Here is a 25,956-nt window from a genome sequence, read left to right on the forward strand (position 1 = left end):
CGCTTCCGGGCGTGCTGAAGCGACAAGAGATGACAACTCGGCGGGCCCGCGTGCGGGCTAGAGGGGCACGACCAGGGGGGTGCCCGCTACCGGGTCGGGGACCACCACGCAGGGGAGGCCGAAGACGCGCTCGATCAGGTCGGCCGTCACGATCTCGCGAGGGTCGCCCTGGGCCACCACGGCGCCGCGGTGCATGACGACCAGGTGGGTGGCGTAGCGGAACGCGAGGTGCAGCTCGTGCAGCACGGCGACGACGGTGCGGCCCTCGCGGTGCAGGCGGCGGGCGAGGTCGAGCACCTCCACCTGGTGACCGAGGTCGAGGTACGTGGTCGGCTCGTCCAGCAGCAGCAGCGGCGTCTCCTGCGCCAGGGCCATCGCGATCCACACCCGCTGGCGCTGCCCGCCGGACAGCTGGTCCACCGGGCGGTCGGCGAGATCGGTCACCCCGGCGGCGGCGAGCGCCGCGTCCACGGCCTGCTGGTCGGCGCCCGACCACTGGCGCAGCAGCGACTGGTGCGGGTAGCGCCCGCGCGCGACCAGGTCGGCCACCACCATGCCGTCCGGTGCGGTCGGTCCCTGCGGCAGCATCGCGAGCCGGCGGGCGATCTCCTTCGGGGCGTAGCCGCCGAGCGGGCGGTCGTCGAGCAGCACCTGCCCGCCGCGCACCGGCAGCATCCGGGCCAGCGCGCGCAGCAGCGTCGACTTGCCGCAGGCGTTGGGGCCGACGATCACGGTCAGCTCGCCCTCCAGCACGGCGAGGTCCACGCCGTCGAGCACCGGGTCGCCGCCGTAGCCGACCACCAGCCCCTCGCCGCGCAGACGGGACGCACCCTCGGTCATCGACTCCTCCTCCAGCGCGAGGCCAGCAGCGCGATCAGGTAGACGCCGCCGAGCGCGCCGGTCACGACGCCCACGGCCAGCTGGGTCGGGGCGAGCACCCGCTGCGCCACCACGTCGGCGGCGAGCACCAGCAGCGCCCCGGTCAGCCCGGCGCCGACGGTGGGCACGCCGGCGGTGCCGGCGAGACGGCGGGCGACGTGCGGGGCGGCGAGCGCGACGAAGGCGACGGGTCCGGCGGTGGCGGTGGCGACGGCGACCAGCGCGACGCCGACCACGATCGCCAGCAGCCGGGTGCGCTCCACCCGCACCCCGACGCCCACGGCGAGGGGGTCGCCGAGCGGCAGCATCCCGAGCGGTCGGGCGAGCAGCCAGGACGCGGGCAGCAGCACGACCGCCGCCGCGGCGAGCAGGCCGACCTGCGGCCACAGCACCGCGTTGAGCGACCCGGCGAGCCACTGGGCGGCGGTCTGCGCGGCGGTGAGCGAGGCGCGCACCACCAGCAGCTGGTTCACGGCGGCCAGGGTGGCGCTGATCCCGATCCCGACCAGCACCAGCCGGGACCCGGCGACCCCGCGCCGCCAGGCGAGCGCGTAGACGATCCCGGCGCTGAGCAGCCCGCCGGTCACCGCCCCGCCCGCGACGGCCAGCGGACCGCCGCCGACCACGAGGATCTGGAGCAGCGCGCCCGAGGCCGCACCGGTGCTGAAGCCGATCACGTCCGGGCTGCCGAGCTCGTTGCCGGTGAGGGTCTGGAACAGCGCGCCGGAGGTGCCGAGCGCCGCGCCGACCAGCAGCGCACCGAGCACCCGGGGCGCGCGCACGTCCTGCACGAAGTACACGGCCAGCGGGTCGGACGATCGGCCGGTGAGCGCCTGCACCACCTGCCCGAGGTCGAGGCCGTAGTCGCCCAGGGTGAGCGCGACCAGCGCGAGCAGCACGATCGCCGCCAGCACGGCCAGGTGCGCGAGGGCCGCCCGCCGACGGAACCGGAAGCGGAACGGCCCGATCGGCAGCACGGCGTGACGCCGCGCCGCGCGCTCCGTGCCCACGATCCCGCCGCTCACAGCGCCGGGATCCGCGGTCGGCGCACCAGCGCGACGAACACCGGGGCCCCGCACAGCGCGGCGACGATGCCCACCTGCACCTCCTGCGGCGCGAGCACCACCCGGGCCAGCACGTCGGCGACCAGCAGCCAGGCGGGGCCGAGCAGCGCGCAGGTCACCAGCACCCACCGCTGGTCGGAACCCATCAGCGCCCGCGCGAGGAACGGCACGGCCAGCCCGACGAAGGACAGCGGACCGACGGCGGCGGTGGCGGCCCCGCAGAGCAGGGTCACCGCGAGCACGGTCAGCACCCGCGTGCGGCGCACGCGCACCCCGAGGGCGGCCCCGGTCTGGTCGCCGAGCGCCAGCGCGTTCAGCGACGGCCCGAGGGCGAGCGCGAGCAGCACCCCGATCGCCACGAACGGCCCGACGGCGGTCAGCACGGACCAGCCCCGGCCCTCCAGCGATCCGGCCACCCAGAACCGGAACTCGTCCAGGGCGGCGGCGTCGGCGAGCACCACGGTCTGGGTCAGCGCGGACAGCGCGGCGGTGATCGCCACCCCGGCCAGCGCGAGGCGGGCCGGGGTCGCGACGGTGCGCCCGGCACCGCCGAGCAGGTACACCCCGGCGGCGGCCACGGCCGCACCGGCGAAGGCGAACCACAGGTACGCGTCGATCCCCTGCACGCCGAGCAGCGCCACCGCGAGCACCACCGCCAGCCCGGCACCGGCGTTGACGCCGAGCACGCCGGGATCGGCCAGCGGGTTGCGGGTGAGCGACTGCATCAGCGCCCCGGCCAGCCCGGTCGCCGCCCCGACCACCACGCCGACCACGGTGCGCGGCAGCCGCAGGTCGTGCAGCACCCCGGAGGCCGTGGAGACGTCGGGGGCCAGCAGCAGGTGCCAGACCCGGCCGAGCGGGATCGGGTTGGACCCCACCGACAGGCTGAGCGCGACCGCGAGCAGCAGCACGCCGAGCACCAGCAGCAGCCCGAGACCGCGCCGGGAGGCGGAGCGGCGAGCGCGCCCCGGCCCACGCAGGTCCGGCGAACCCGGTGCGCCCAGGCCCGCACCGCGCGGTGCCGAGGCGTCCCGCAACGGTCCCGGACCGCCGGACGTGCCCCCGGTCACCGGGGGTCGGTCGGACCGGACAGGCCCTCGTCCGCCGCGCCGGTGCCACCCGCAGCCGCTCCGGCGCGTCGGCGCTGCACCGCGGTCACGGCCACGAACGCGACCCCCGCCAGTGCGAGCACCCCGCCGACCGCGATCCCCACCACGGGGGTGCCGGACCCGGCATCGGCGGCGGCCACCTCGACGGTGACGGCCGTGGCGGTCGGGCTCGGCTCGTCGGTCGCGGCCACGGTGGGCGCTGCCGAGGCCTCCGCTGTCGGCGTCTCCTCGGGGGCGCCGGGCTGCACCTGCACGACGGCGCCCTGCCCGGTGACCGAGGTGGCGCCGCTGCCGGTGGTCCCCCCACCGGCCGTGGTGCTGCCGGCGGCCGCCGCGGACCCGCCGGAGGTGCCGGTGGGCCCGCTCGCGCCGGTCGACCCGGCGGGCACGACCACGGTGAAGTCGGTGCCACCGCTGCGGGTGTAGCCCTCGACGCCGAGGTAGTTCCCCTGGGCGTCCGTCAGCTCGGCGCTGGCGAGGAACCGCAGCCAGTGCGCGCCCGCGGTGATCCCGGCGGGCAGCGTGAACGACCCGCGCACGGTGCCGGAGGCGGGGATCGCCTGCTGGTGCACCACGCCGGACCCCTGGATCGCGGTGTCGCCGTAGCCGACCCCGTCGTCGATCTTCACGTAGACGGTCTCGCCGCCGGGGAACCCGCTCAGCGTGAAGCTGATCGTCGCGCCGGGTGCCAGCGAGGTCGGGGACACCGAGGCCGCGGTGCCCGGGGTGTCCGAGCCGGCGCCGTCCGGCGGCAGCGCGAGCGCGGGACCGGCGACGGCACCGAGCAGCACCGGCAGCGCCAGCAGCGCACCGATCACCCGGGACCGCGCCCGGCCGCGCGCGCCGCCGTGCCCGGCGCTCATGCCGCGACCTTCCGCCGCCGCAGCACCAGCCCGCCGGCGACGCACACCAGCAGCAGCACCAGGCCGCCGCCGATCAGCCAGCCGTCAGTGGCGGACAGCCCGGAGGCGTCCGCCACGGGTGCGGCGACGGTCTCCGCGTCGTCGGCGGGAGCCGCGGTGACGGTCTGCTCCTCGGCCTCCTCCGAGCCCCCGGCGTCCTCGGCGGTGGTGGTCACCACGACGGCCTCGGGCACGGTGGCGCCGGTCCAGCCGACCAGCTCGCCCTCGGCGTCCAGCACGGCGATCTTGTGCTCCCCGGCGGGCAGCAGGCCGACGTCCACCTTGACCTGGCGGTTCGCGTCCACCTGCACCCAGCCCACCGCGGTCGGCTCGGAGTACGCGTACAGGTACACCCACGTGCCAGGGGCGGCGCCCGCCAGCGTGAGGGTGACGACCGTGCCGTCCTGCACGCCGGACACCCGGCCCGCGTTCTCGGCGGTGAGGCCGGTGCCGTCGGCGGCCGGCGGGGCCGGGACCGTGGTCGGCGCCGTGGTGCTGATCGCCGTGCTGATCGTGGTGCCGATCACCGGGCGGGACGCCGTCGTCGTGACGGTCGTGGTGGTGGCGGCCTCGGTGGTCGAGGGCACAGTGGTCGCGGGGGTCGACGGCGCGGCGACGACCAGGTACGCCCAGCCGAGGATCTCGCCGACGCGGCCCAGGTCGCCGGACTGCACGGCGAGCTTGGTGGTGCCGACCGGCAGCGTCACGCCGGCCAGCGGTGCGACCACGGTGCCGGCGGAGGTGACCCGGAACCAGGTGCTCCACGGGTAGCGCGGCGATCCGTCGGCGGCGTACGCGGTGAGGAAGGCCCAGTCACCGGCGGCGGCGCCCGGCACGGTCACGGTGAGCGCGGTGTCGGTGCGGGACAGCGTGACGCCGCCCGCGGCGGCGGCGGTGAGGTCCTCGGTGGCCTCGGCCGGGTCCGGGGCGCCGTTCGGCTGGTACTCGCCGACCACGAAGGAGTCAGACAGCAGCGTGCGCACGGTGTCACCGGTCTTCAGCGAGCCGGTGAGCACCCGCAGGGTGTGGCTGCCCTGGGTGAACGCCGGGGTGGAGCCGAGCGCACCGGCGGTGGTGCCGTCCGGCAGGGCGATCTCCGCGTCGATCGTGCCGTCCGCGGGGTTCGCGTCCACGGTGGCCCAGATCGTCTTGTTGGTGTGCACGGTGGTGTCGAGGCGGCTGTACGCGCCCTCGTCGATCTTGATGCCGAGGCGGGAGCCGCCGTCGGTGGGGTGGCACCAGCCGGCACCGGTGACGTGCAGGGTGCCGCCGACGCTGCCGTCCCCGACCACGGTCAGCGTCGGGGTGCTGCTGGTCGGCACGCAGGTGGTGACCTCGCCGCCGTCGCCCGGGTCGACCCACGGCGTGCCGCCCACGACGAGCGGGGCGCTGGTGACGGTGCGCTGCACGTCCCCGGTGAGGAAGCGGCCGGACTGCAGGGTGAGGGTGAGGTACTGCCCGGCGACCAGCCCGGCCGGGGCGTCGAGGGTCACGTCGAAGGAGCCGTCGGCCGCGATCGGCAGCACGTGGGTGGTGCCGGCGTCGGCGGCCAGCAGCGCCCAGATCGTGTCGTCGCCGGAGGCGGTGGGGTGCTGCACGACCTCGCCGGCCGGGCGGGTGTACTGCTGGCCCTCGCCCCGGTTCAGCTTGATCGCGACGATCGAGGCGGCGGTGCCGGCGGTGTCGGTCCAGCCGGTGCCGCGCAGCCGGATCGTGGACGTGCCGCCGGCGGCGACCTGCTGCTCCACCCACGCGACGGCGGTGCCGACCTGCACGGTCTCGTGCGCCCACGACGGCTCGGTGACGACCGGGGTCTCCGGCTCCGGGTCGGTGGTCGGGGCGACGACCTGGAGGGTCACCGTCTCGCCGCGGCTCCGGTCCCCGGTGAGCATCGAGCCGGTGAGCAGGTTCAGGGTGTGCTCGCCGGCGGCCCAGGCCGCGGTCGCGTTCTGCGCGGTCGGCAGCGGCAGGTCGGCACTCCACGTGCCGTCCGGCTGCGCCTGCACCATCGCCCAGATCGTCTTGTTCCCCTGCACCTGCCCGGTGGCCGGGTTGGTGACCGTGCCCGTGGTGCTCACCGAGCCGCCGTCCAGCTTGATGGCGATCACGGAGCCGGCGTCACCGGCGGTGGTGACCCAGCCGGTGCCGGAGACGTGCAGGTCCTCGCCCAGGACCACCTGGTCCGGGACGGTGATCGTCACGCCGGTGTCGGAGGTACCGGTGTGCTGGGCGGCGGTGGCGGCCCCGGCGCCGGCGGCCGTCAGGACGACCGAGAGCGCCGCGGCGACCAGCGCGCGCGGGAGACGGGCAGCGGACATGTCGGTCCTTCGTGTGCGGAGGGGTGGAGGTCCCGGGCTCAGGTGAGTGCGGCGACGACGGAGTCGACGATCCCGCCCATGAGGAGCGGGCCGCCGGTGGAGGTCCAGAGCGAGCCGTCCACGAGGATCACGTGACCCTCGCGGTAGGCGTCCAGGTCGGTGAAGCCGGGGGTCGCCTCGGCCTGGGCGAGCGCGGAGCCCGCGGCGTCGACGTCGGCGGACTCCCCCGCGTCGGGGTTGCCCAGCGAGGAGCCGCCGAGGCTGCCGAAGAACAGGTAGTCCGCGTCGATGTCCGCCAGGTTCTCCAGCGACACCGGCTCGGAGTGCCCGCGCCCGCGCCGGTCCTGGCTGGCCGGGCGGTGCAGGCCGAGGTCGGTGAGCGCCTGGCCGGCGGGCAGCTCGGTGAGGATCAGGCTGGCCGAGGTGCCCTGCCAGCGCACGATCGAGAACGTGTCGTCCGCGTAGCCGGTCAGCGCGGCGGCGGCCTCGGAGACGTGCGCGTCGTAGTCGTCGATCACCTGCTGCCCGGCGTCGGCCAGGTTGAGCGCGTCGGCCACGTTCGTGAAGGTGGTGCGCCAGTCCCCGCCCGCGTAGCCGGCGTAGTAGGTGGGGGCGATGGCCCGCAGCACCGCGATCACGTCGGGGTTGTTGTTGATGCTGGTGCCGTCCACCAGGATCAGGTCCGGCTCGGCGGCGCCGATCGCCTCGAAGTTCGGCTGCGCCACGGCCCCGAGGATCGGCACGTCGCCCGCCTGCTCGGCCAGGTACGCCGGGACGCCGGACTGCCCGCGCCCCGCGGTGGTGCCGATCGGCTCGACCCCGAGGGCCAGCGCCCCGTCCAGGGTGGGCTCGCTCAGCGTCACCACGCGCTGCGGGTGCACCGGCACCTGCATCTGCGTGCCCTCGACGTCCGTCACGGTGCGGGTCTCGCCGGTGGCGGTGCTGGCGGGGGCGGAGGCGCCGCCGGAGCAGCCGGCGAGAAGGACGGCGAGCAGGGCGACGAGCGCCGCGCCGGTCCGCCGGCTCACTGAGGTCATCACGGTCACTGCTCTCGAGCACGAGGGGGTGGAGGTTCGACAGCGAAGCGTAGCCTAACCTTCATCCGCTCAAACCGAGGCGCCCGTCAGCCGGGCCAGGAAGGGGTGTCCGTGACCGTCGACGCCACGCCCAGCCCGCTCGTCCGCCGCACCGTCCGGCACGGCATCACCGTGCGCCACCTCACCGTCGGCGCGGTCCGCCCGCTGACCAGCCGGCTGGTCCGGATCACCCTGACCGGTCCCGACCTCGCCGGGTTCGCCGCCGAGGGCCCCGCCGACCACGTCAAGCTGCTGTTCCCCGACCCGGCCACCGGCGAGATCGCCACCCCCTTCGCCCCCGACGGCAGCCGCGTCCCGCCGACCGGCCCGGTGATCGCCCGCGACTACACGCCGCTGGCGTTCCGCCCCGACGCGGGCGACGGCGGCGAGCTCGACGTCGACTTCGTGCTGCACGGCGACGACGGCCCCGCCTCCGCCTGGGCCGCCCGCGCGCAGGTCGGCGACCCGCTGGCCGTCGCGGGCCCCCGCGGCTCGCACCTGGTGCCGGACGGCCTGGAGCACCTGGTGCTCGTCGTGGACGAGACCGCGTTCCCCGCCGCCGCCCGCTGGCTGCGCCTCGCGCCGCCCGCCGTCACCGCGACCCTGCTGCTGATGACCGACGACCCCGCGCAGGCGGCGTACCTCGAACCGTCGATCGGCCCGCGCCGGGTCACCACCACCGTCACCACCGACCCGGAGACCGCCCTGCGCGCGCTCGGCCCGATCGCGCCGACCACGCTGGTGGTGCTGGCCGGTGAGGCCACCGCCCTGGTCCCGCTGCGCCGCTACCTGCGCCGCGACCTCGGCCTGCCCGCCGCGCAGGTGGACGCCTCCGGGTACTGGAAGCGGGACGTGGCGGCCCTCGACCACCACGCCCCGCTGGACCCGAGCGACCCGGACTGACGCCGGGTCAGACCCGCGCCCTCACGCCACGCGCAGGCTGGTCAGGCAGGTCAGGTCCTCCTCGCCGGTGCTCACCGTCGCCGTCCCCTCGCGCCCGTCCACCGTCACCGTGACCGTCGCGGTGCGTCCGGCGGGCAGCCAGAACCCGAGGAACCCGTTGTCCTCCAGCGGCCCGGTCGCATCCACGTAGACGTCACCGGACTCGTCGTCCACGATCCGCACGCTCGCGTCCTGCCCGCCCAGCTCGCCGGTGCAGGTGGTCAGCGAGTGGAAGAAGCAGTCGTGGGTGCCGGTGACGTAGGGCGCGATCGACAGGTAGTGCTTCCCCTCGGGCACGGGCACGCTGACCTCGGCGCCGGTGCTGTCGGACAGCAGCACCGCGTCCGGGCGCACCGAGGCGCGCAGGTCGGTGCGGCGCTGGTCCAGCGGGGTCGCCTCCAGCGACGCGATCAGGGTCTCGGCACCGAGGGCGGCCAGGGTGTCCAGGTCGGCGTCGGCCAGCGTCGCCGGGTCGACGACCATCACCGGGTCGGAGCCGTCGCTCGGCGCGGCGGCGGCCGGCGCGTCGGTGCTCGACGACGCGGCGGCGTCCGGCGCCGGGTCGTCGGCGGTGCACCCGGCGAGGGCCAGGGCGAGCGAGATCACAGCGGCAACGAGAACGGCGGGGCGGCGGGACGTCGTCATCCACCCACGCTAGGCAGCAGGATCGCCGGGCCGCCTGGGGCGGAGGTCCCCCGATCGATCGACCAGCGAAGCGTCCGGATGGTCCGGGTTCGTCCCACGTCGCACCCGGGACCCAGGTCCCGCACCCACCCCCGCCCGACGCGTGCTAGCCTCCTCCGCGAATACCTGAGTTCCCCAGGGTTGTTACCCGCCGTCGTCGCGGGGCAAGACCTGAGCCGCAGCGATGCGACTCAGGTCTTTTTTGTGCCCAGAATGCGACGCCGGCCCTCGATGAGGAGTGCACATGACGTCCGCGACGACGCGCGACAGGGCCGAGGAGATCATCCGGGCGGTCGGAGGACCGTCCAACGTCCTCAGCCTGACCCACTGCGCCACCCGGCTCCGTTTCGAGCTGCGCGACGCCTCGGCGGTCGACCAGGCCGCCGTGGAGGCGGTGCCCGGCGTGATGGGTGCCGTGCCGCAGTCCGGCGACCGCTACCAGGTGGTGGTCGGCGGGGCGGTGCAGACCGTCTTCACCCAGATCATGCACCTGCCGGAGATGGCCGGCGTGGGCGCGGGCCGGCAGTCCGACGCCGACGTCAAGGCCGCTGCCCGGTCCAAGGCCCGCGGCAAGGTCGCCTGGCTGGACGGGGTGTTCGAGTACCTGTCCGACTCGTTCCGCCCGCTGCTGGGCGTGCTGCTCGGCGCCTCGCTGATCATCGCCTTCGCCGCCGTGCTCGACGCGCTCGGCGTGGTGGACTTCCGCGCCGCCGACAAGCCCGCGACCTGGGTGTTCGTCGACGCGATGTGGCGCGCGGTCTTCTACTTCCTGCCGATCATGGTCGCCTACAACGCCGCCAAGAAGCTCCAGGTCGACCCATGGCTCGGCGCGACCGTGATGGGCGCGGTGATGACGCCGAACTTCATCTCGCTCACCGACGCGGCGACCACGGTGTGCACCACCAACGCCACCCTGGGCACCTCCTCCTGCGTGGCCGACGTGTTCGGCCTGCCGATGCAGCTCAACGACTACGGCGGCCAGGTGTTCGTGCCGCTGATCATGGTCGCGGTGCTCGCCCCGCTGTACCGCGCGCTCAAGCGGGTGTTTCCGGAGAACATCCAGATGGTCTTCGTGCCGTTCCTGTCGATGGTCGTGATGATCCCGGTCACCGCGTTCCTGCTCGGCCCGCTCGGCATCTGGATCGGCTCCGGCCTCGGCGACGGCCTGGCGTGGCTCAACGGCAACGCGCCGATCGTGTTCGCGATCGTGATCCCGCTGATCTACCCCTTCCTGGTGCCGCTCGGCCTGCACTGGCCGCTGAACGCGCTGATGCTGGTCAACATCAACACCCTGGGCTACGACTTCATCCAGGGCCCGATGGGTGCGTGGAACTTCGCCTGCTTCGGCGCCACCGCCGGTGTGCTGGTGCTGTCGATCCGCGACAAGGACGTGCAGATGCGCCAGACCGCCACCGGGGCGCTCGCCGCCGGTCTGCTCGGCGGCATCTCGGAGCCCTCGCTGTACGGCATCCACCTGCGGTTCAAGCGGATCTACCCGCGCATGCTCGTCGGGTGCCTGGTCGGCGGCCTGATCATCGGCCTGCTCGGCGGCGTCGACACCACCGCGTTCGCCTTCACCTCCCTGCTGACGATCCCGGTGTTCGACCCGATGCCGCTGTACGCGATCGCCGTCGGTGCCGCTTTCGTGGTGTCGATGGTGCTGGTCATCGTGTCCGACTACCGCACCCCGGAGCAGCGCGCCGAGGCGAAGGCCGCCAAGGAGCAGGCCGAGGCCGACCTCGCGCTGGAGGCCGCCGGCGGCACCGTCGACGCGACGCCCGCGGCACCCGCAGCCCCCACGGACGCCGTCGTCACCCCGGTCGCCGGCACGATCGTGCCGATCGAGGAGGTCGCCGACCCGGTGTTCGCCTCCAAGGCGCTCGGTGAGGGCGTCGGCGTGGTCCCGTCGGACGGCACCGTCGTCGCGCCGGTCGCCGGCACCCTGCTCACCGTCGCCGACACCGGCCACGCCTTCGGCATCATGACCGCCGACGGGGTCGAGGTGCTGGTGCACGTCGGCATCGACACGGTGAAGATGGCCGGCACCGGCTTCGCGCTGGCCGTCGCGAAGGGCGACCACGTGGCGGCGGGCGACCTGCTGGTCACCGTCGACCTGGACGCGGTGCGCGACGCCGGCTACGACACCACCACGCTGGTCACCGTCGTCAACGCGCGCAGCCTGACCACCGTCACCCCCCGCCCCGCGGGTACCGTCGTGCTCGGCGACGTCGTCATCGACGTCGAGCCCTGACCGACCTCGTGCGGGCCGTGCCAGCCTCCGGGCACCGGCACGGCCCGCGCGACCGGCCCCACCGGTGAGGAGCGCCGTGCACATCCTGCGCGTGTTCAACAACAACCTGGTCCTCGCGCGCGACGACTCCGGCAGCGAGGTGATCCTCACCGGCCGCGGCCTCGGCTTCCAGGTCAAGCCGGGCGACGCCGTCGACCCCGAGCGCGTCGTGCGGGTGTTCCGGCCCGACCACGGCCGCGACCCCGACCACCTCGCCGGGCTGCTCGCCGACATCCCGCCGGAGCACGTCCAGCTGGTCGGCGACGCCCTGACCGAGGTCGGACTGCACGCCGTCGTCGCCCGCCCCGCGCTGGTCGTCGCGATGGCCGACCACGTCTCCTCCGCGCTGTCCCGCGTCGCCGCCGGGCAGACGATCGAGTACCCGCTGCTCGCCGAGGTCACCCACCTCTACGCCGAGGAGCACGCGCAGGCGGTGGCCCTGCTCGCCGCGATCAACACCCGCGTGCCCACGCCGCTGCCGCCCTCCGAGGCCGTCGGCCTCGCGCTGCACCTGGTCAACGCCGGGCTGGCCACCGGCGACCTCGCCTTCAGCTACACCATGACCGGCCTGATCCAGCAGTTCCTCGACGTCACCGCCTCCGCGCACGGCGTCGCCCTGGACACCGGCGGCGTCAGCGTCGGGCGGTTCATCACCCACCTGCGCTACCTGTTCGTCCGCATCCACCAGCGCCGCCAGCTGGACGACGCCCGGCACTCCGCGATCGGCGACGCGATCCGGCAGACCTACCCCGAGGCCGTCGACACCGCCGACCGGCTGGCGCGCCTGGTCGAGGTCCGGCTCCAGGCCACGCTCACCCCCGACGAGGTCGCGTACCTCGCGCTGCACGTCGCACGCGTGGTGGCCGACGCGCAGGGCGAGGCGGCGTAGGCGCGGATCCGGCCGGAACCCCCGCGCCGTCCGGCACGTTCACCGGACGATGACTGCCTCTCGCGTCGGCTACGCCACCGCCACCACCGACGGCCTGGTCTGGGGCGACCCCACCGGCACCCACCTGCTGCTCATCCCGGACGCGCTCACCCACCGCCGCCACGGTGTCGACGCGCCGATCGCCGTGCACCCCTGGGACACGGTGCTGTCCGTCGAGGTCGACGTCCCGCGCCGCCGCTCCCGCCGCCCCGGCGCCGCCTCCGTGCTGCTCGCCGCGGTCTCGGAGGGCGTCGGCCTGCCGTGGGAGCCCTCGATCGCCCCGGTGCAGGTCACCGTCTGCACCCACGACGGCGAGCAGCAGATCGAGTGCGACGGCTACATCGGCGGGTGCTGGGCCCGGGACGTCGACGTGCTGGCCGCCGCCGCGCACCTGCTGGTCGCGCACCCCGCGGCCCGGCGGGCGCTGGCGCTGCCGACGGAGGTGCTGGCCGACCTCGCGGCGGCGACCGGGGTGCCGGCGGGCGAGGAGGCGGCGTGGCTGGCGGAGCGGTGGGGCACGGAGTGCGGGTGCTGATCCGCTGAGCGCTGCTGGCTCCGCCCCCAGGATTCGAACCCGGACTGCAAGGCTCCAAAGGCCTGCGTGCTGCCGTTACACCAGGGCGGACCGCGACCACCCGGCCGCCGGCCGCGCATCGCGTCGGCTGCCAGTCTGCCAGCACCGGCGACCGGCCCGGACCTGCCGGGGCGCGGGACGGACGCCCCACCGATGCCGACGGCCTGCCAAGATGGCCGGATGGCTGCTGATCCTCGACGCCCCGCGCGCCCGACGCGCGCCCGGATGACCGCGACCCAGCGGCGTGAGCAGCTGCTGGACGTGAGCCGCCGGCTGTTCGCGGAGAAGGGCTTCGAGGGGACCTCCGTCGAGGAGATCGCCGCGCGTGCCGAGGTGTCCAAGCCGGTGGTGTACGAGCACTTCGGCGGCAAGGAGGGCGTCTACGCGGTCGTGGTCGACCGGGAGATCCAGGCGCTGACCTCGGCGCTGTCCGGGGCGCTGGACGGCGGCGGCCACCCCAAGGTGATGGTGGAGCGCTCGGCGCTGGCGCTGCTCGGCTACATCGAGGACTCCGAGGACGGCTTCCGGATCCTGGTGCGCGACTCGCCGGTTGCGCAGGCGACGGGGACGTTCTCCAGCCTGATCGGTGACGTGGCGACGCAGGTGGAGCACCTGCTGGCGGAGCAGTTCACGCGGCAGGGCCTGGACCCGCGCACCGCCCCGATCTACGCGCAGATGCTGGTCGGCATGGTGGCGCTCACCGGTCAGCACTGGCTGGACGCCCGCAGCCCGAAGAAGGCGGACGTGGCCGCGCACCTGGTGAACCTGGCGTGGAACGGGCTGTCCGGCCTGGAGCGACGCCCCCGGCTCAGCACCGCGCAGCAGCCCGCCCCGCGCCGCCGCAAGGCCCCCGCGCCCGACCAGGGCGACTGACCCCGCGCGCGGCCCATCCGCGCACTCGCCCGCGCCGCGCCGAGTTGTCAGTTCTTGTCGCTTCGAGCCGCCGCGAAGCGACAACTCCTGACAACTCGCCGCGCGGAGGGGGTGGATCGCGCCGCGTCGAGTAGCCTCGCCCGCATGTCCGGTGACCTCCAGCCCGCAGGTGAGGCGGGTGCGCTCGGGCCCCGCGACGAGGTGGACCGGATCGTCGAGGCGTGGGCGCACGAGCGGCCGGACCTGGACGTCGCCCCGCTGGCGGTGCTGTCCCGGGTGAGCCGGCTGGCCCGGCACCTCGACCTGGCCCGGCGCGGGGCGTTCGCGCACCACGGGCTGGAGACCTGGGAGTTCGACGTGCTGTCCGCGCTGCGTCGCGCGGGGGCGCCCTACCGGATGTCGCCGGGGGCGCTGCTGACCCAGACGCTCGTGACCAGCGGGACGATGACGAACCGGATCGACCGGCTGGCCGCACGCGCCCTGGTCGAGCGGCTGCCCTCCCCGGACGACCGGCGCGGGGTGCTGGTGAGCCTGACCGACGAGGGGCTGCACCGGGTGGACGCGGCGATGTCGAGCCTGCTGGAGGTCGAGCGCCGGCTGCTCGCCGGGCTGGACGAGGCGGAGCGCACCCGGCTGGCCGATCTGCTGCGCGTGGTCGTCGCCCCCTTCGACACCCCCTGACGTGGACCCCGGACGCACGCGACCCCCGGTCCCGGCGCGTTCGCCAGGACCGGGGGCCACCCGCTCGACCGCTCAGGCGGCCTTGCTCAGCGCCTCCGACAGCTTGACCCGACGGCCGGTGCGCAGCACGGACCGCTCGTAGATCCGCGCGCCGATCGCGATCACGGCCACGGCCGACAGCGCGAGGATGCCGAGCGACAGCAGCGGCTCCCACCAGGACGCCTCGCCGAGGAACAGCCGCACCGGCATGCCGACCGGGGCGCTGAACGGCACGTAGGACATCACGGTCAGCACCAGCGAGTTGTCGTTGAACACCACGACCAGGAAGTACGGGATCATCACCAGCATCATCACCGGGGTGAGCACCGGGCCGGTGTCCTCGATCCGGGAGACCAGCGACGCGCTGGCCGCGAAGATCCCGGCGAGCAGCACGAAGCCGACGATGAAGAACAGCACGAACCAGGCGACCGGGGCGCCGACCAGGCTGAGCACGTCCTGCTGACCGGTGACGACCAGGCCGATCACGGCGGTGGCGGCGATGGCGGCGGTCTGCCCGAAGGCGAGCGCGCTGTTGCCGAGGATCTTGCCGGCGAGCAGCCCGCGCGGCGGGACGCTGGACAGCAGGATCTCCACGATCCGGGACTGCTTCTCCTGCACGGTGTTCTGCGCGATCGTGCTGCCGAAGGACAGCGCGGACATCATGAACGCCAGGCCGAAGGCGAGCGAGACGATGTAGCGCAGTCCCTCGCTGGTGGTGGGCTCGTCGATCAGCTCGACCGGCGGGGTGACCGCGAGCGCGGAGAGCACGCCGTCCGGGGCGGAGTCCAGGCCGACCACGACGATCCCGAGCACGTTGTCCGGGTCGTCGTCGGGCAGCACGGCGGCCTCCGCCTCGCCGTCCTCGACCAGGGTGCGCGCGGCATCCGCGCTGTCGGCGGTCACGGCCTCCAGCCCGTCGACGCCGTCCACCACCGCGGCGGTCTCCGGGACGACGGCCACCTTCGTGTCGCCGCCGGCCATCGAGTCGCCGAGCACGCTGGACAGCACAATCCCGCCGAGGATCAGCACCAGCAGCACCGCGGTCGAGATCAGGAAGGACTTGGAGCGCACCTGCGTGGTGATCTCGCGCTCGGCGACCATCAGGGTCGTCTGCACGGTGCTCGGGTGCGTCGGGCGGGCGGCGGGGCGCTGCGTGGGGCGCGCGGCGGAGCGCGGCGTGGGGGTGCTCATCGGACGGTCTCCTTCTGGCGGGCGCCGGCGGCGGGCGCGTCGTCGTGGCGCTCCTCGTCGGTGACGATGTCGCGGAAGATCTCGGCCAGCCGGGGGCGGACCGGGGCGAACTGCGTGACCGGGGCGGCGTCGAGGGCCGTCCGCAGCACGCGCTGGGCGGTGGCCTCGTCGGCGTCGAACAGGGCGTAGCCGCCGTCGAACTCGACCACCTGCACGCCGGGCTCGGTGCGCAGCCAGCCCATGTCGCCGCCGGAGGCGATCTCGTACCGGGGCTCGGCGTACTGCTCGCGCAGCTCCTCGCGGTGCCCGGCGGCACGGATCTTCCCGCCGGCGATCACCACCAGGTCGTCGCAGAGCCGCTCGACCACGTCGAGCTGGTGGGAGGAGAACAGCACCGGCACCCCGCGGTCGGCGTGCTCCTGGAGCACCCCGAGCACCACGTCGACCGCCATCGGGTCGAGGCCGGAGAACGGCTCGTCCAGGATCAGCACCTCGGGCTCGTGCACCAGCGCCGCGGCGATCTGCGCCCGCTGCTGGTTGCCGAGCGACAGGTCGTCCACCGCGTCGTCCAGGCGCTCGCCGAGGCCGAGCCGCTCCAGCAGCGCGTGCGAGCGGGCGGTGGCGTCCCGGCGGTCGTAGCCGTGCAGCCGCGCCAGGTAGGCGATCTGCTCGCCGATCTTCATCTTCGGGTAGAGGCCGCGCTCCTCGGGCATGTACCCGAAGGACCGCCGGCCGTCGTCGGTCAGCGGCGAGCCGTCCAGCGTGATCGTGCCGGAGTCGGCGCTGAGCACGCCCAGCACGATCCGCATGGTCGTGGTCTTGCCGGCGCCGTTCCCCCCGACGAAGCCGGTCAGCGTGCCGCGCTGCACCGTGAACCCCACGTCGTGCAGCACCTGGCGGTCCCCGAAGGACCGGTTGATGCCCGCGAGCTCCAGCATGTCTCTCCCACCCTCGTCGTCCGTCGCGACCCCTCGGGCCGCCTGAGGTCAACGCTAGGCAACCGACCGGTGCCGGCACCTCCGGCGCGGGGCTGAACCCGCAGGCCGGCGAGGTGGGCGGCGCCTCCGTCCCGAGGGGGAGGCGCCTGGTCCGTCAGGCGGGGATCACTCCCCCGTCAGGCCGTGCTCGTAGGCGAAGACCACCGCCTGCACCCGGTCGCGCAGGGAGAGCTTCATCAGCACGTTCGACACGTGGGTCTTCACGGTGGCGCGGCCGAGCACCAGGTCCGCGGCGATCTCGTCGTTGCTCAGCCCGCGCGCCACCAGCCGCAGCACCTCCAGCTCGCGCTCGGTCAGCGAGCCCACCGCGTCCGGGCAGGTCGACCCGCCGGGGCACTGCCCGTGGCTCGCGGTGGCGGCCGTCGCACCGGCGCCCGCACCGGCACCGCCGCCGGAGACCGCCCGCGCGATCACCGCCCGGGTCACCTCCGGGGAGAGCAGCGCGTCACCGGCGGCCACCGCGCGCACCGCGTCGGCGAGCTGCTCGGGCCGGGAGTTCTTCAGCAGGAACCCGGCCGCGCCGGACTGCAGGGACTCCAGCAGGTAGTCGTCCCGGTTGAACGTGGTCAGCACCAGCACGGCGCTGCGCACCTGGGGGTCCGCGACGATCTGCCGGGTCGCCTCCAGGCCGTCCATGTCCGGCATCTGCACGTCCATGCACACCACGTCCGGCGCCAGCGCCCGCGCCTGCGCGACCGCCTCCCGCCCGGTGGCGGCCTGACCGACCACGGTGATGTCGTCGAAGGTGCCGAGGATCGTCGCCAGCCCGGCGCGCAGCAGCGCCTGGTCGTCGGCCAGCACCACCCGCACCGGCCGGTCCGGCCCGAAGCCCGGTGTCTCGTCCGTCATCTGCCCCGCGTCCATCTGCCCTGCGTCCCCATCCGTCGTGCCCGTCATCTCACGCAGTCCCCGCCCGCGGCGCCGCGATCGGCACCCGCGCCCGCACCAGGTACCCGCCGCGCGCCCGCGGCCCGACCTCGAGCGTGCCGCCGTCCGCCGCGACCCGTTCCCGCATCCCGACCTGACCGAGCCCGCCGGACGGCACCCGGCCGCGTCGCACGCCCGTCCCGTCGTCGGCGACCTCCAGCTCGACCGCGTCGGGGGCGTAGCGCAGCCGCACGTCCACCCGCGCGCCGACCCCGGCGTGCTTGCGGGCGTTGGTCAGCGCCTCCTGGGCGATCCGGTACAGGTTGAGCGACACCAGCGGCGGCAGCGGCACCGCGTCGCCGACCACCTGGAAGCGCGCACGCGTCCCGCCCTCGCCGGCCTGGTCCACCAGCACCGGGATCTGCTCGACGGTCAGCGAGGCGAGGGCGGCACCGGCCTCGGTGTCCTCGGCGTCCGGGTCGGCGGAGCGCAGCGTGCTGAGCATGCCGTGCAGCTCGCGGATCGCGTCGCGGGCGGAGTCCTCGACGTGCTCCAGCGCCTCGGCCGCGAGCGCGGGGTCGGCGCCCAGCACCGAGCGCGCGGCGGCGGCCTGCACGCCCATCATCGAGACGTGGTGCGCCACCGCGTCGTGCAGCTCGCGGGCGATCCGCAGCCGCTCGATCGCCACGGCCTGCTCCTCGACGCGCTGCCGCTCGGCGGTGAGCAGCCGGCCGCGCCAGGCGGTGCGGGCCCGCTCACGGGCGGCCTGCCAGGCGTGCTCGCCGAAGTAGTAGGCACCGGCGAAGTACAGGATGTTCGTCAGCACCTGCACCATCAGGTACGACACCAGCGGCGAGAACGCCCCGGCACGGGACAGCCCGGGGATCGCGTCCGGGTCGGTGATCGCCTGGAACACCGTGCCGAGCACCCAGACGAACATCCCGACGATGATCCCCACGCGCACCCACAGCGCGACCATGCGCCGGTGCTCCCAGGCGCCGACCGTGTAGATGGCCATGAAGAGCGCGATGTTGAGGAACAGCGTCTCCGACACCTGGAGCACGCTCGCGGCGACGAACACCGCCGACACCCACACCGACACCTGGCTCGGCCACGTGCGGCGCCAGGCGAGCGGCAGCATCGCCGCGGCGAGCACCAGCACCGACACCCAGCCGGCGGCGGGCTCGTCGTACAGCCCCACGGTCTGCATCAGCGCCATGCTCAGCACGGAGCCGACCAGCATGCCGACCGCGAGCAGCAGGTCGGACCGCCGGTCGTCGGCGGTGATCGGAGGACGTCGCCAGCCGGGGACGTCCGGGTCCTGGGCGGCGCCCACCAGGGCGACGGCGGGATCGCTCGGCACCGGGTCACCGTACCCTTGGCGGAATGGCCCACCTGCTCGGCGGCGAAGCGCTGCACCTGTCCTTCCCCACCAAGGAGGTCTTCGGCTCCGTCACCGTCGGGCTGTCCGAGGGCGACCGCGTCGGCATCGTCGGGCGCAACGGCGATGGCAAGTCCTCGCTGCTGGCGATGCTCGCCGGCAACCTGGCCCCGCACGGCGGGCGGGTGACGGTGCGCGGCGGCGTGCACGTCGGCGTGCTGGACCAGCAGGACACCCTCGACCCGACGCTCACGGTGGGCACCGCCGTCGTCGGCGACCGCGCCGAGCACGAGTGGGCCGGCGACGCCCGGATCCGCGACGTCGTCTCCGGCCTGGTCGGCGACCTGCCCTGGGACCAGCGGATCAGCGACCTGTCCGGTGGTCAGCGCCGACGGGTGGCCCTGGCCGCGCTGCTCGCGGGCGACGACGACGTGCTGATGCTGGACGAGCCGACCAACCACCTCGACGTCGAGGCGGTGACCTGGCTGGCCCGGCACCTGAACCGCCGCTGGTCCGCGAACGCCGGCGGGCTGCTGGTCGTCACCCACGACCGCTGGTTCCTGGACGAGGTGTGCACCGCCACCTGGGAGGTGCACGACGGGATCGTCGAGCCCTTCGAGGGCGGGTACGCCGCCTACGTGCTCCAGCGGGTCGAGCGTGACCGGATGGCCGCCGCCTCCGAGGCCAAGCGGCAGAACCTCATGCGCAAGGAGCTGGCCTGGCTGCGCCGCGGCGCCCCCGCGCGCACCTCCAAGCCGAAGTTCCGGATCGACGCCGCCAACGTGCTCATCGCCGACGAGCCGCCGGTGCGCAACCCCGTCGAGCTGTCCCGGATGGCCACCGCGCGCCTGGGCAAGGACGTGGTGGACATCGAGGACGTGTCGGTGCACTACGGCCCGAAGCGGGTGCTGGACGACGTCACCTGGCGGATCGCCCCCGGCGAGCGCACCGGCGTGCTCGGCGTGAACGGCGCCGGCAAGTCGACCCTGCTCGGCCTGGTCACCGGTGCCGTGAAGCCGACCAGCGGCCGGGTGAAGCGCGGCAAGACCGTCCAGGTCGCCACCCTCACCCAGGAGCTGGCCGAGCTGGCGGACATCGCCGACGACCGGGTGTCCGACGTGATCGCCCGCTACCGCACCACCTACGTCGCCGGTGGCAAGGAGATGTCGCCCGGGCAGCTGCTGGAGCGGCTCGGCTTCACCAACGCCCAGCTGTCGACCCCGGTCAAGGACCTGTCCGGCGGTCAGCGCCGTCGGCTCCAGCTGCTGCTGATCCTGCTGGACGAGCCCAACGTGCTGGTGCTGGACGAGCCGTCCAACGATCTCGACACCGACATGCTCGCCGCCATGGAGGACCTGCTCGACACCTGGCCGGGCACCCTGCTCGTCGTCTCGCACGACCGCTACCTGCTGGAGCGCGTCACCGACCAGCAGTACGCGGTGCTCGACGGCGCGTTCCGGCACGTGCCCGGCGGCGTGGACGAGTACCTGCGCCTGCTGGAGCGCTCGCGCGCCGGTGGCAGCGGGCCGGTGTCCGACCACCCCACCGCCGCGCGCGCCGCCGACCCGGCGGACGCACCCGCCGACGCCGCCCCCGGCCTGGACGGCGCCGCCCTGCGCGCCGCCCGCAAGGAGCTCGCCGCCGTGGAGCGCCGGGTGTCCAAGATCCAGGGCCAGATCGCGATCCTCGACACGAAGATGGCCGAGCACGACCCCGCCGACTACGGCGGCCTCACCGCCCTGGGCGAGGAGAAGCACGCGCGGCAGGCCGAGCTCGCCGCCGAGGAGGAGCGCTGGATGGAGCTCGCGGAGGCTGTGGAGGGCTAGCTGTCGTCCCCCGGGAGGAGGCGACGGCGCGCCGACTCCAGGATCACCACCACCACGCTCGCGAGCACCACGAGCGCCCCGAGCCTGGTCGCCGGCCAGAAGCCGACGAGCAGACCCGCCAGGAGCACGAGCGCCCCGATGCCGGCGCCCTGCCATGCCGTCCGTGCCATGTCCCGGCCCTCCGTCGATCGCCACGACGGTCGGTCGGCGGCCGTCGGCACCGCCCCCGCGGCACCGTCCCACGACACCACCCGCACGCGGCCTACTCAACGGCCACGCGGCACCTCGCCCATATGCCGAGAAAAGCCGCAGGGATAGCCCTCGGCACGAGGGAAAACCCTGGGCATCCCTCCGGCGCGCAGGTCGTCCGGTCACCGACCCGCCCCGCACCTACGCTTCACCGCATGACCGACATCGCCGTCCGCGTCGCCCTGGTCGAGGACCACGCGCTGCTGCGCGCGCTGCTCGCCGAGCACCTGGCGCGCGAGGACGGCCTGGCGCTCACCGCCTGCGTCGGCACCGCCGAGCAGGCGCGGCGGCAGATCACCCGGGGCACCGCGGACGTCGCGGTGCTGGACGTCGGGCTGCCGGACGGCGACGGCATCGCGCTCGGGGTGCTGCTGCAACGGTCCGACCCGGACCTGCGGGTGCTGCTGCTGTCGGCGCAGGACGCGCTCGAGCCGATGCTGGTGACCCAGCGGGCGTGCGCCTCGCCGTGGAGCTTCCTGTCCAAGCGCTCGGCGCTGGCGGCCGACCGGCTGGCGGAGGCGGTGCGCTGGGTGGCGGAGGGACGGGTGGTGATCGACCCGGCACGCAGCGGCGACCTCGGGCGGGAGCGGGACGCGATCGAGGGGCTGAACGCCCAGCAGGTGCGGGTGCTGCGGCTGGTCGCGCGCGGCCTGACCAACACCGCCGTCGGGGCCGCGCTCGAGATCTCGCCGAAGGCCGTCGAGGCGGCGATGTCCACGGTCTACCGGGTGCTCGGCGTCGCGGCCGACCGGAACCCGCGGGTCGCGGCGGCGCTCGCGTACCGGCGGCACGCGGACCTGCGGGAGCACGCCGGGGCGGACCGCGCGGACGCACCCTGACGGCGTCACTAGGATCGACGCATGTCCCGCATCCTCAGCGCCGTCGCCTGGCCCTACGCCAACGGCCCGCGCCACATCGGTCATGTCGCCGGCTTCGGCGTCCCCTCCGACGTGTTCAGCCGTTACATGCGCATGGCGGGGCACGACGTCCTCATGGTCTCCGGCACCGACGAGCACGGCACGCCGATCCTGGTGCAGGCCGAGCAGGAGGGCGTCAGCCCGCAGCAGCTCGCGGACCGCTACAACCGCGTGATCGTCGAGGACCTCGCGCAGCTCGGCCTGTCGTACGACCTGTTCACCCGCACCACCACGCGCAACCACTACGCGGTCGTGCAGGAGATGTTCCGCACGGTGCACAAGAACGGGTACATGGTCGAGCAGACGACCATGAACGCGATCAGCCCGAGCACCGGGCGCACGCTGCCGGACCGCTACATCGAGGGCACCTGCCCGATCTGCGGCTACGACGGCGCCCGCGGCGACCAGTGCGACAACTGCGGCAACCAGCTCGACGCGATCGACCTCAAGAACCCGCGCAGCCGGATCAACGGCGAGACCCCGAAGTTCGTGGAGTCGAACCACTTCTTCCTGGACCTGCCGGCGTTCGTGGACGCGCTGGGCGGCTGGCTGCGCACGCGCACCGACTGGCGCCCGAACGTGCTGAACTTCTCGCTCAACCTGCTGGACGACGTGCGCCCGCGCGCGATGACCCGCGACATCGACTGGGGCATCCCGGTGCCGCTCGAGGGCTGGGAGTCCAACCCGAACAAGCGGCTGTACGTGTGGTTCGACGCGGTGATCGGCTACCTGTCCGCGTCGATCGAGTGGGCGCGACGCTCCGGCGACCCGGAGGCGTGGCGGCAGTTCTGGACCGATCCCGAGTCGCTGTCGTACTACTTCATGGGCAAGGACAACATCACCTTCCACTCGCAGATCTGGCCGGCGGAGCTGCTCGGCTACACCGGCGGCGGGTCGAAGAGCGGCGCCCCGGGCCCGTACGGTGACCTCAACCTGCCCACCGAGGTCGTCTCCAGCGAGTTCCTCACCATGGAGGGCAAGCAGTTCTCCTCCTCGCGCGGCGTGGTGATCTACGTCCGCGACGTGCTGAGCCGGTACCAGCCGGACGCGCTGCGCTACTTCATCTCGGTGGCGGGCCCGGAGAACCAGGACGCCGACTTCACCTGGCAGGACTTCAAGCGCCGCACCAACGACGAGCTGGTCGCCGGCTGGGGCAACCTGGTCAACCGCACGGCGAGCATGGTGCACAAGAACTTCGGCGAGATCCCCGCGCCGGGCCCGCGCCAGCCGGTGGACGAGGCGCTGCTCGCGCAGACCACCACCGCGTTCGGCCGGGTCGGCGAGCTGATCGGCACGCACCGGCACCGCGCGGCGATCTCCGAGGCGATGCGGGTGGTGCAGGAGGCCAACCGCTACGTGTCGGAGACCGAGCCCTGGAAGCTCAAGACGGACCCGGAGCGCCTGGGCACCGTCCTGCACACCACGCTCCAGGCGGTCGCGGACTGCAACACGCTGCTCTCGCCGTTCCTGCCGCACTCCGCGCAGCAGGTGCACGAGACGATCGGCGGCACCGGCACGGTGGCCCCGCTCCCCCGGATCGACGAGGTCACCGACCTGGACGACCCGTCGCGGGCCTACCCGATCATCACCGGCGACTACCGGCTCGGTGACACCGTGCCCGCGTGGCGGCCGAACGCGATCGTGCCCGGCACGCCGATCGCCAAGCCGGAGCCGGTGTTTACCAAGCTCGACGACTCGATCGTCGAGGAGGAGCTCGACCGGCTGCGGCAGGGCTGAGGTGGCGCGCTCCCGGGACCGGGGCTGGCCCCCGGTCCCCGAGCCGCTGCCCGTGCCCGTCGTCGACGACCACACCCACCTGGAGTCGGTGCTGGCGATGCCGGCCCCGGCGGGCGGCGACGACCCGGCGCCCGCACCGGCGACGGTGGACGACCACCTGGACCGGGCGGCGTCGGTCGGCGTGACCCGGATGGTGCAGGTCGGCTGCGACCTGGACGCGGTGGCGTGGACGGCGGCGGCGCTGACCGTCGACGCCGCCGCACCCGGCTCGGCCGTGCCCCCGGGCGCCGTGCTGCGACCGGGGCGGCGGGCGCTGCTCGGCGCGCTGGCGATCCACCCCAACGAGGCCGTGCTGCACGCCGGGGTGCACGAGGTCGCGCCGGACGGGCTGGAGCCCGACCCGCAGGACCGGCACGCGGTGCCGCTGGACGAGGCGATCGGCCGGGTGGCGGACCTCGCGCGCACGCACGAGCGGGTGCGGGCCATCGGCGAGACCGGACTCGACTTCTTCCGTGCCGGACCCCGGGGTCGTGCCGTGCAGCGCGAGGCGTTCCGCGCGCACATCGCGCTGGCGAAGGAGCTCGACCTCGCGCTGCAGATCCACGACCGCGACGCCCACGAAGACGTCATCGAGGTGCTGCTGGCCGACGGCGCCCCGGAACGGACCGTCTTCCACTGCTACTCCGGCGACGCCGCGATGGCCGAGGTGTGCGCCGAGCAGGGCTGGTTCCTGTCCTTCGCGGGGCCGGTGACCTTCGGCGCCAACACCGACCTGCGGGCCGCCCTGCGCACGGTGCCGCTGGACCTGGTGCTGGTCGAGACGGACGCGCCGTACCTGACCCCGCACCCGCTGCGCGGGCGGCCGAACTCGCCGTACCTGCTGCCCTGGACCGTGCGCCGGGTGGCCGAGGAGCGCGGGCTGCCGCTCGCCGACGCGTGCCGGGCGCTGGCCGGGACCGCCGAGCGGGTCTACGGCGCGTGGTGATCCTGCCGACGCACGTGGGGGATTCCACTGGGGCGGCCTTCCGCTCCGGGTCACGGATCGGTTACGGTCGGACGGTTGTCCCGTCGGCGCCCCTCCACGCCGGCGTCCCGATCGTGCTGGAGCCCTCCGCGTGCCTGCGCCCGACGAGCACCCCGTGCTGAACGACGGCGCGAGCCTGCCGACCAGCCGCCGGGACCTGCGCCGGCAGCGTGCCGCGGTCCCCCGCCGCTCCCGGCTGACCCGCTTCGCGGCCCAGGGCGCCGCCCTCGTGCTGGTCGCCGGCGGCACCACCGCCTTCGCCGGCCTGCACAAGGACGTCACCCTCGAGGTCGACGGCGTTCCCACCGAGGTCAGCGCGTTCGGCCGGACGGTCGGCCAGGTGCTCGCCAGCGCGGACGTCGAGGTCGGCGAGCACGACCTGGTCGCCCCGGGCCTCGGCGAGCACATCGCCGACGGCGGGCAGATCGTGGTGCAGCACGGCCGGCAGATCGACGTCGAGGTCGACGGCGCCACCCGCACCGTGTGGACCACCGCGCTCACCGTCGGCGAGGCGGTCGACGGCCTGGGCCTGCGGGCCGACGACTCCCTGATCTCCGCGTCCCGCTCCGCCTCGCTGAGCCGCGACGTGCTGCGGGTCTCCACCCAGAAGACCATCCACCTGGCAGTCGACGGCCAGGTGATCGACGGCGTGACCAGCGCGGGGACCGTGCGGGACGCGCTGCGCGGGATCGGCCTGGTGCTGAACGAGGGCGACCGGGTGTCCGTGCCGCTGGACGCCACCGCCACCGACGGGCTGGTCGTGCTGGTCACCCGCGCGGCCACCGCCGGCGAGACCGTCACCGAGGCCGTGCCCTTCGAGGAGCAGGAGGTCGAGGACCCGACGCTGGTCAACGGCACCCGCAAGGTCGAGACCAAGGGCAAGGCCGGCGTGCGCACCACCACCTACGCCACCTCGACCGTCGGCGGTGCCGTCGTGTCCCGCACCGTGGTCGCCTCGGCGATCACCGTGGAGCCGGTGACCCAGGTGATCAAGGTCGGCACGATGCAGATCTCCGCCGACGTCTCCGTCGAACCCGGCTCCGCGCAGGAGATCGGCAAGCAGCTCGCCGCCGCGCGCGGCTGGGGCGACGACCAGTTCGCCTGCCTGGTCCAGCTGTGGAACAAGGAGAGCGGCTGGCGGGTCAACGCGGAGAACACGTCGTCCGGCGCCTACGGCATCCCGCAGGCGCTCCCCGGGTCGAAGATGGCGTCGGTCGCGGACGACTGGCGCACCAACCCGTCCACGCAGATCACCTGGGGTCTGAACTACATCCAGGGCCGCTACACCGATCCCTGCGGGGCCTGGTCGTTCTTCCTCTCGCGCAACTTCTACTGAGCGCGGGTCGGTCCGCCCGGCTTGGCAGCGGATCACGAATGGGTTACGGTCGCGTGTCGCTCGTGACGGTC

At 74.4% G+C, this 25,956-nt stretch carries 23 protein-coding genes and 1 tRNA gene; 11 read left to right on the plus strand and 13 right to left on the minus strand.

What is annotated here, in order from left to right; genetic code table 11:
- Window positions 1-57: 57 nt before the first annotated feature.
- The 6 genes from ACZ5HG_RS15255 to ACZ5HG_RS15280 are packed head-to-tail and all read right to left on the minus strand — an operon-like array spanning window position 58 to window position 7,309.
- A complete protein-coding gene (locus ACZ5HG_RS15255; protein WP_464177807.1) occupies window positions 58-840 on the minus strand; it encodes an ABC transporter ATP-binding protein in 783 nt (260 codons plus the stop codon).
- Window positions 837-1,904 (minus strand): FecCD family ABC transporter permease, encoded by a 1,068-nt coding sequence (locus tag ACZ5HG_RS15260; protein WP_464177809.1) that lies wholly within the window; start codon window positions 1,902-1,904, stop codon window positions 837-839. Before ACZ5HG_RS15260 ends, ACZ5HG_RS15255 begins: the two co-directional genes overlap by 4 nt.
- The gene (locus ACZ5HG_RS15265) at window positions 1,901-3,013 is read right to left on the minus strand and encodes a FecCD family ABC transporter permease (protein WP_464177811.1); all 1,113 of its coding nucleotides are present in this window, start codon (window positions 3,011-3,013) and stop codon (window positions 1,901-1,903) included. Before ACZ5HG_RS15265 ends, ACZ5HG_RS15260 begins: the two co-directional genes overlap by 4 nt.
- Window positions 3,010-3,915 carry a hypothetical protein gene (locus tag ACZ5HG_RS15270; RefSeq protein WP_464177813.1) on the minus strand — a complete coding sequence of 302 codons (906 nt, stop codon included), beginning with the start codon at window positions 3,913-3,915 and terminating at the stop codon, window positions 3,010-3,012. Before ACZ5HG_RS15270 ends, ACZ5HG_RS15265 begins: the two co-directional genes overlap by 4 nt.
- Window positions 3,912-6,272, minus strand: coding sequence for a hypothetical protein (locus ACZ5HG_RS15275; protein WP_464177815.1), 2,361 nt, complete (start codon window positions 6,270-6,272; stop codon window positions 3,912-3,914). The genes ACZ5HG_RS15270 and ACZ5HG_RS15275 overlap by 4 nt, the downstream gene beginning before the upstream one ends.
- Window positions 6,273-6,310: 38 nt before the next feature.
- Window positions 6,311-7,309 carry an ABC transporter substrate-binding protein gene (locus tag ACZ5HG_RS15280; RefSeq protein ID WP_464177817.1) on the minus strand — a complete coding sequence of 333 codons (999 nt, stop codon included), beginning with the start codon at window positions 7,307-7,309 and terminating at the stop codon, window positions 6,311-6,313.
- Between the two features lie 111 nt (window positions 7,310-7,420).
- Here ACZ5HG_RS15280 and ACZ5HG_RS15285 point away from each other — a divergent pair, with 111 nt between their 5' ends.
- Window positions 7,421-8,251 (plus strand): siderophore-interacting protein, encoded by an 831-nt coding sequence (locus ACZ5HG_RS15285; RefSeq protein WP_464177819.1) that lies wholly within the window; start codon window positions 7,421-7,423, stop codon window positions 8,249-8,251.
- Between the two features lie 21 nt (window positions 8,252-8,272).
- Here the strand turns inward: ACZ5HG_RS15285 and ACZ5HG_RS15290 are convergent, their stop codons facing one another.
- Window positions 8,273-8,935, minus strand: a complete 663-nt coding sequence (locus ACZ5HG_RS15290) for a CueP family metal-binding protein (protein WP_464177821.1) — start codon at window positions 8,933-8,935, stop codon at window positions 8,273-8,275.
- A gap of 283 nt (window positions 8,936-9,218) precedes the next feature.
- On the opposite strand from ACZ5HG_RS15290, the gene ACZ5HG_RS15295 reads away from it, so the two are divergent.
- The 3 genes from ACZ5HG_RS15295 to ACZ5HG_RS15305 all read left to right on the plus strand — a co-directional run bounded on the left by ACZ5HG_RS15295 (window position 9,219) and on the right by ACZ5HG_RS15305 (window position 12,727).
- Complete coding sequence (locus ACZ5HG_RS15295; RefSeq protein WP_464177823.1) at window positions 9,219-11,225, plus strand: glucose PTS transporter subunit IIA; 2,007 nt, start codon at window positions 9,219-9,221, stop codon at window positions 11,223-11,225.
- A 76-nt stretch (window positions 11,226-11,301) separates the two neighbouring features.
- The gene (locus ACZ5HG_RS15300; protein WP_464177825.1) at window positions 11,302-12,153 is read left to right on the plus strand and encodes a PRD domain-containing protein; all 852 of its coding nucleotides are present in this window, start codon (window positions 11,302-11,304) and stop codon (window positions 12,151-12,153) included.
- A gap of 49 nt (window positions 12,154-12,202) precedes the next feature.
- Window positions 12,203-12,727 carry a hypothetical protein gene (locus ACZ5HG_RS15305; protein WP_464177827.1) on the plus strand — a complete coding sequence of 175 codons (525 nt, stop codon included), beginning with the start codon at window positions 12,203-12,205 and terminating at the stop codon, window positions 12,725-12,727.
- Between the two features lie 15 nt (window positions 12,728-12,742).
- Here ACZ5HG_RS15305 and ACZ5HG_RS15310 read toward each other — a convergent pair.
- Window positions 12,743-12,817, minus strand: a tRNA-Gln gene (locus ACZ5HG_RS15310).
- Between the two features lie 174 nt (window positions 12,818-12,991).
- On the opposite strand from ACZ5HG_RS15310, the gene ACZ5HG_RS15315 reads away from it, so the two are divergent.
- Entirely contained in the window at window positions 12,992-13,639 is a 648-nt protein-coding gene (locus ACZ5HG_RS15315; RefSeq protein ID WP_464182182.1) for a TetR/AcrR family transcriptional regulator, read from the plus strand.
- A gap of 144 nt (window positions 13,640-13,783) precedes the next feature.
- The gene (locus tag ACZ5HG_RS15320) at window positions 13,784-14,320 is read left to right on the plus strand and encodes a MarR family winged helix-turn-helix transcriptional regulator (RefSeq protein ID WP_464177829.1); all 537 of its coding nucleotides are present in this window, start codon (window positions 13,784-13,786) and stop codon (window positions 14,318-14,320) included.
- A 72-nt stretch (window positions 14,321-14,392) separates the two neighbouring features.
- Here the strand turns inward: ACZ5HG_RS15320 and ACZ5HG_RS15325 are convergent, their stop codons facing one another.
- From ACZ5HG_RS15325 to ACZ5HG_RS15340, 4 genes are all read right to left on the minus strand, one after another.
- Entirely contained in the window at window positions 14,393-15,550 is a 1,158-nt protein-coding gene (locus ACZ5HG_RS15325) for an ABC transporter permease (protein WP_464177831.1), read from the minus strand.
- Window positions 15,547-16,488 carry an ABC transporter ATP-binding protein gene (locus ACZ5HG_RS15330; RefSeq protein ID WP_464177833.1) on the minus strand — a complete coding sequence of 314 codons (942 nt, stop codon included), beginning with the start codon at window positions 16,486-16,488 and terminating at the stop codon, window positions 15,547-15,549. Before ACZ5HG_RS15330 ends, ACZ5HG_RS15325 begins: the two co-directional genes overlap by 4 nt.
- A 165-nt stretch (window positions 16,489-16,653) precedes the next feature.
- A complete protein-coding gene (locus ACZ5HG_RS15335; RefSeq protein WP_464177835.1) occupies window positions 16,654-17,412 on the minus strand; it encodes a response regulator in 759 nt (252 codons plus the stop codon).
- A 34-nt stretch (window positions 17,413-17,446) separates the two neighbouring features.
- Entirely contained in the window at window positions 17,447-18,778 is a 1,332-nt protein-coding gene (locus ACZ5HG_RS15340; protein WP_464177837.1) for a sensor histidine kinase, read from the minus strand.
- Between the two features lie 23 nt (window positions 18,779-18,801).
- On the opposite strand from ACZ5HG_RS15340, the gene ACZ5HG_RS15345 reads away from it, so the two are divergent.
- Window positions 18,802-20,622 carry an ABC-F family ATP-binding cassette domain-containing protein gene (locus tag ACZ5HG_RS15345; protein WP_464177839.1) on the plus strand — a complete coding sequence of 607 codons (1,821 nt, stop codon included), beginning with the start codon at window positions 18,802-18,804 and terminating at the stop codon, window positions 20,620-20,622.
- Here ACZ5HG_RS15345 and ACZ5HG_RS15350 read toward each other — a convergent pair.
- Entirely contained in the window at window positions 20,619-20,792 is a 174-nt protein-coding gene (locus tag ACZ5HG_RS15350; protein ID WP_464177841.1) for a hypothetical protein, read from the minus strand. The two genes, ACZ5HG_RS15345 and ACZ5HG_RS15350, sit on opposite strands and share 4 nt — an antisense overlap.
- A 234-nt stretch (window positions 20,793-21,026) precedes the next feature.
- Here ACZ5HG_RS15350 and ACZ5HG_RS15355 point away from each other — a divergent pair, with 234 nt between their 5' ends.
- From ACZ5HG_RS15355 to ACZ5HG_RS15370, 4 genes are all read left to right on the plus strand, one after another.
- A complete protein-coding gene (locus tag ACZ5HG_RS15355; protein WP_464177843.1) occupies window positions 21,027-21,710 on the plus strand; it encodes a response regulator in 684 nt (227 codons plus the stop codon).
- A 21-nt stretch (window positions 21,711-21,731) separates the two neighbouring features.
- On the plus strand, window positions 21,732-23,525 hold the full coding sequence (gene metG / locus ACZ5HG_RS15360) for a methionine--tRNA ligase (protein WP_464177845.1): 1,794 nt from the start codon (window positions 21,732-21,734) through the stop codon (window positions 23,523-23,525).
- 1 nt (window position 23,526) lies between these two features.
- Window positions 23,527-24,510 (plus strand): TatD family hydrolase, encoded by a 984-nt coding sequence (locus ACZ5HG_RS15365; protein WP_464177847.1) that lies wholly within the window; start codon window positions 23,527-23,529, stop codon window positions 24,508-24,510.
- A 130-nt stretch (window positions 24,511-24,640) separates the two neighbouring features.
- A complete protein-coding gene (locus tag ACZ5HG_RS15370; RefSeq protein ID WP_464177849.1) occupies window positions 24,641-25,885 on the plus strand; it encodes an aggregation-promoting factor C-terminal-like domain-containing protein in 1,245 nt (414 codons plus the stop codon).
- Window positions 25,886-25,956: the final 71 nt, after the last annotated feature.

It is taken from the genome of Cellulomonas sp. GTC20042 (assembly GCF_055389595.1).

Bases quoted from the DNA above. Each gene is read 5' to 3' on its own strand.
- ACZ5HG_RS15255 (WP_464177807.1), bottom strand. From the start codon at position 840: ATGACCGAGGGTGCGTCCCGTCTGCGCGGCGAGGGGCTGGTGGTCGGC.
- ACZ5HG_RS15270 (WP_464177813.1), bottom strand. From the start codon at position 3,915: ATGAGCGCCGGGCACGGCGGCGCGCGCGGCCGGGCGCGGTCCCGGGTG.
- ACZ5HG_RS15275 (WP_464177815.1), bottom strand. From the start codon at position 6,272: ATGTCCGCTGCCCGTCTCCCGCGCGCGCTGGTCGCCGCGGCGCTCTCG.
- ACZ5HG_RS15280 (WP_464177817.1), bottom strand. From the start codon at position 7,309: ATGACCTCAGTGAGCCGGCGGACCGGCGCGGCGCTCGTCGCCCTGCTC.
- ACZ5HG_RS15290 (WP_464177821.1), bottom strand. From the start codon at position 8,935: ATGACGACGTCCCGCCGCCCCGCCGTTCTCGTTGCCGCTGTGATCTCG.
- ACZ5HG_RS15295 (WP_464177823.1), top strand. From the start codon at position 9,219: ATGACGTCCGCGACGACGCGCGACAGGGCCGAGGAGATCATCCGGGCG.
- ACZ5HG_RS15305 (WP_464177827.1), top strand. From the start codon at position 12,203: ATGACTGCCTCTCGCGTCGGCTACGCCACCGCCACCACCGACGGCCTG.
- ACZ5HG_RS15315 (WP_464182182.1), top strand. From the start codon at position 12,992: ATGACCGCGACCCAGCGGCGTGAGCAGCTGCTGGACGTGAGCCGCCGG.
- ACZ5HG_RS15320 (WP_464177829.1), top strand. From the start codon at position 13,784: ATGTCCGGTGACCTCCAGCCCGCAGGTGAGGCGGGTGCGCTCGGGCCC.
- ACZ5HG_RS15325 (WP_464177831.1), bottom strand. From the start codon at position 15,550: ATGAGCACCCCCACGCCGCGCTCCGCCGCGCGCCCCACGCAGCGCCCC.
- ACZ5HG_RS15330 (WP_464177833.1), bottom strand. From the start codon at position 16,488: ATGCTGGAGCTCGCGGGCATCAACCGGTCCTTCGGGGACCGCCAGGTG.
- ACZ5HG_RS15335 (WP_464177835.1), bottom strand. From the start codon at position 17,412: ATGGACGCGGGGCAGATGACGGACGAGACACCGGGCTTCGGGCCGGAC.
- ACZ5HG_RS15345 (WP_464177839.1), top strand. From the start codon at position 18,802: ATGGCCCACCTGCTCGGCGGCGAAGCGCTGCACCTGTCCTTCCCCACC.
- ACZ5HG_RS15350 (WP_464177841.1), bottom strand. From the start codon at position 20,792: ATGGCACGGACGGCATGGCAGGGCGCCGGCATCGGGGCGCTCGTGCTC.
- ACZ5HG_RS15355 (WP_464177843.1), top strand. From the start codon at position 21,027: ATGACCGACATCGCCGTCCGCGTCGCCCTGGTCGAGGACCACGCGCTG.
- metG (WP_464177845.1), top strand. From the start codon at position 21,732: ATGTCCCGCATCCTCAGCGCCGTCGCCTGGCCCTACGCCAACGGCCCG.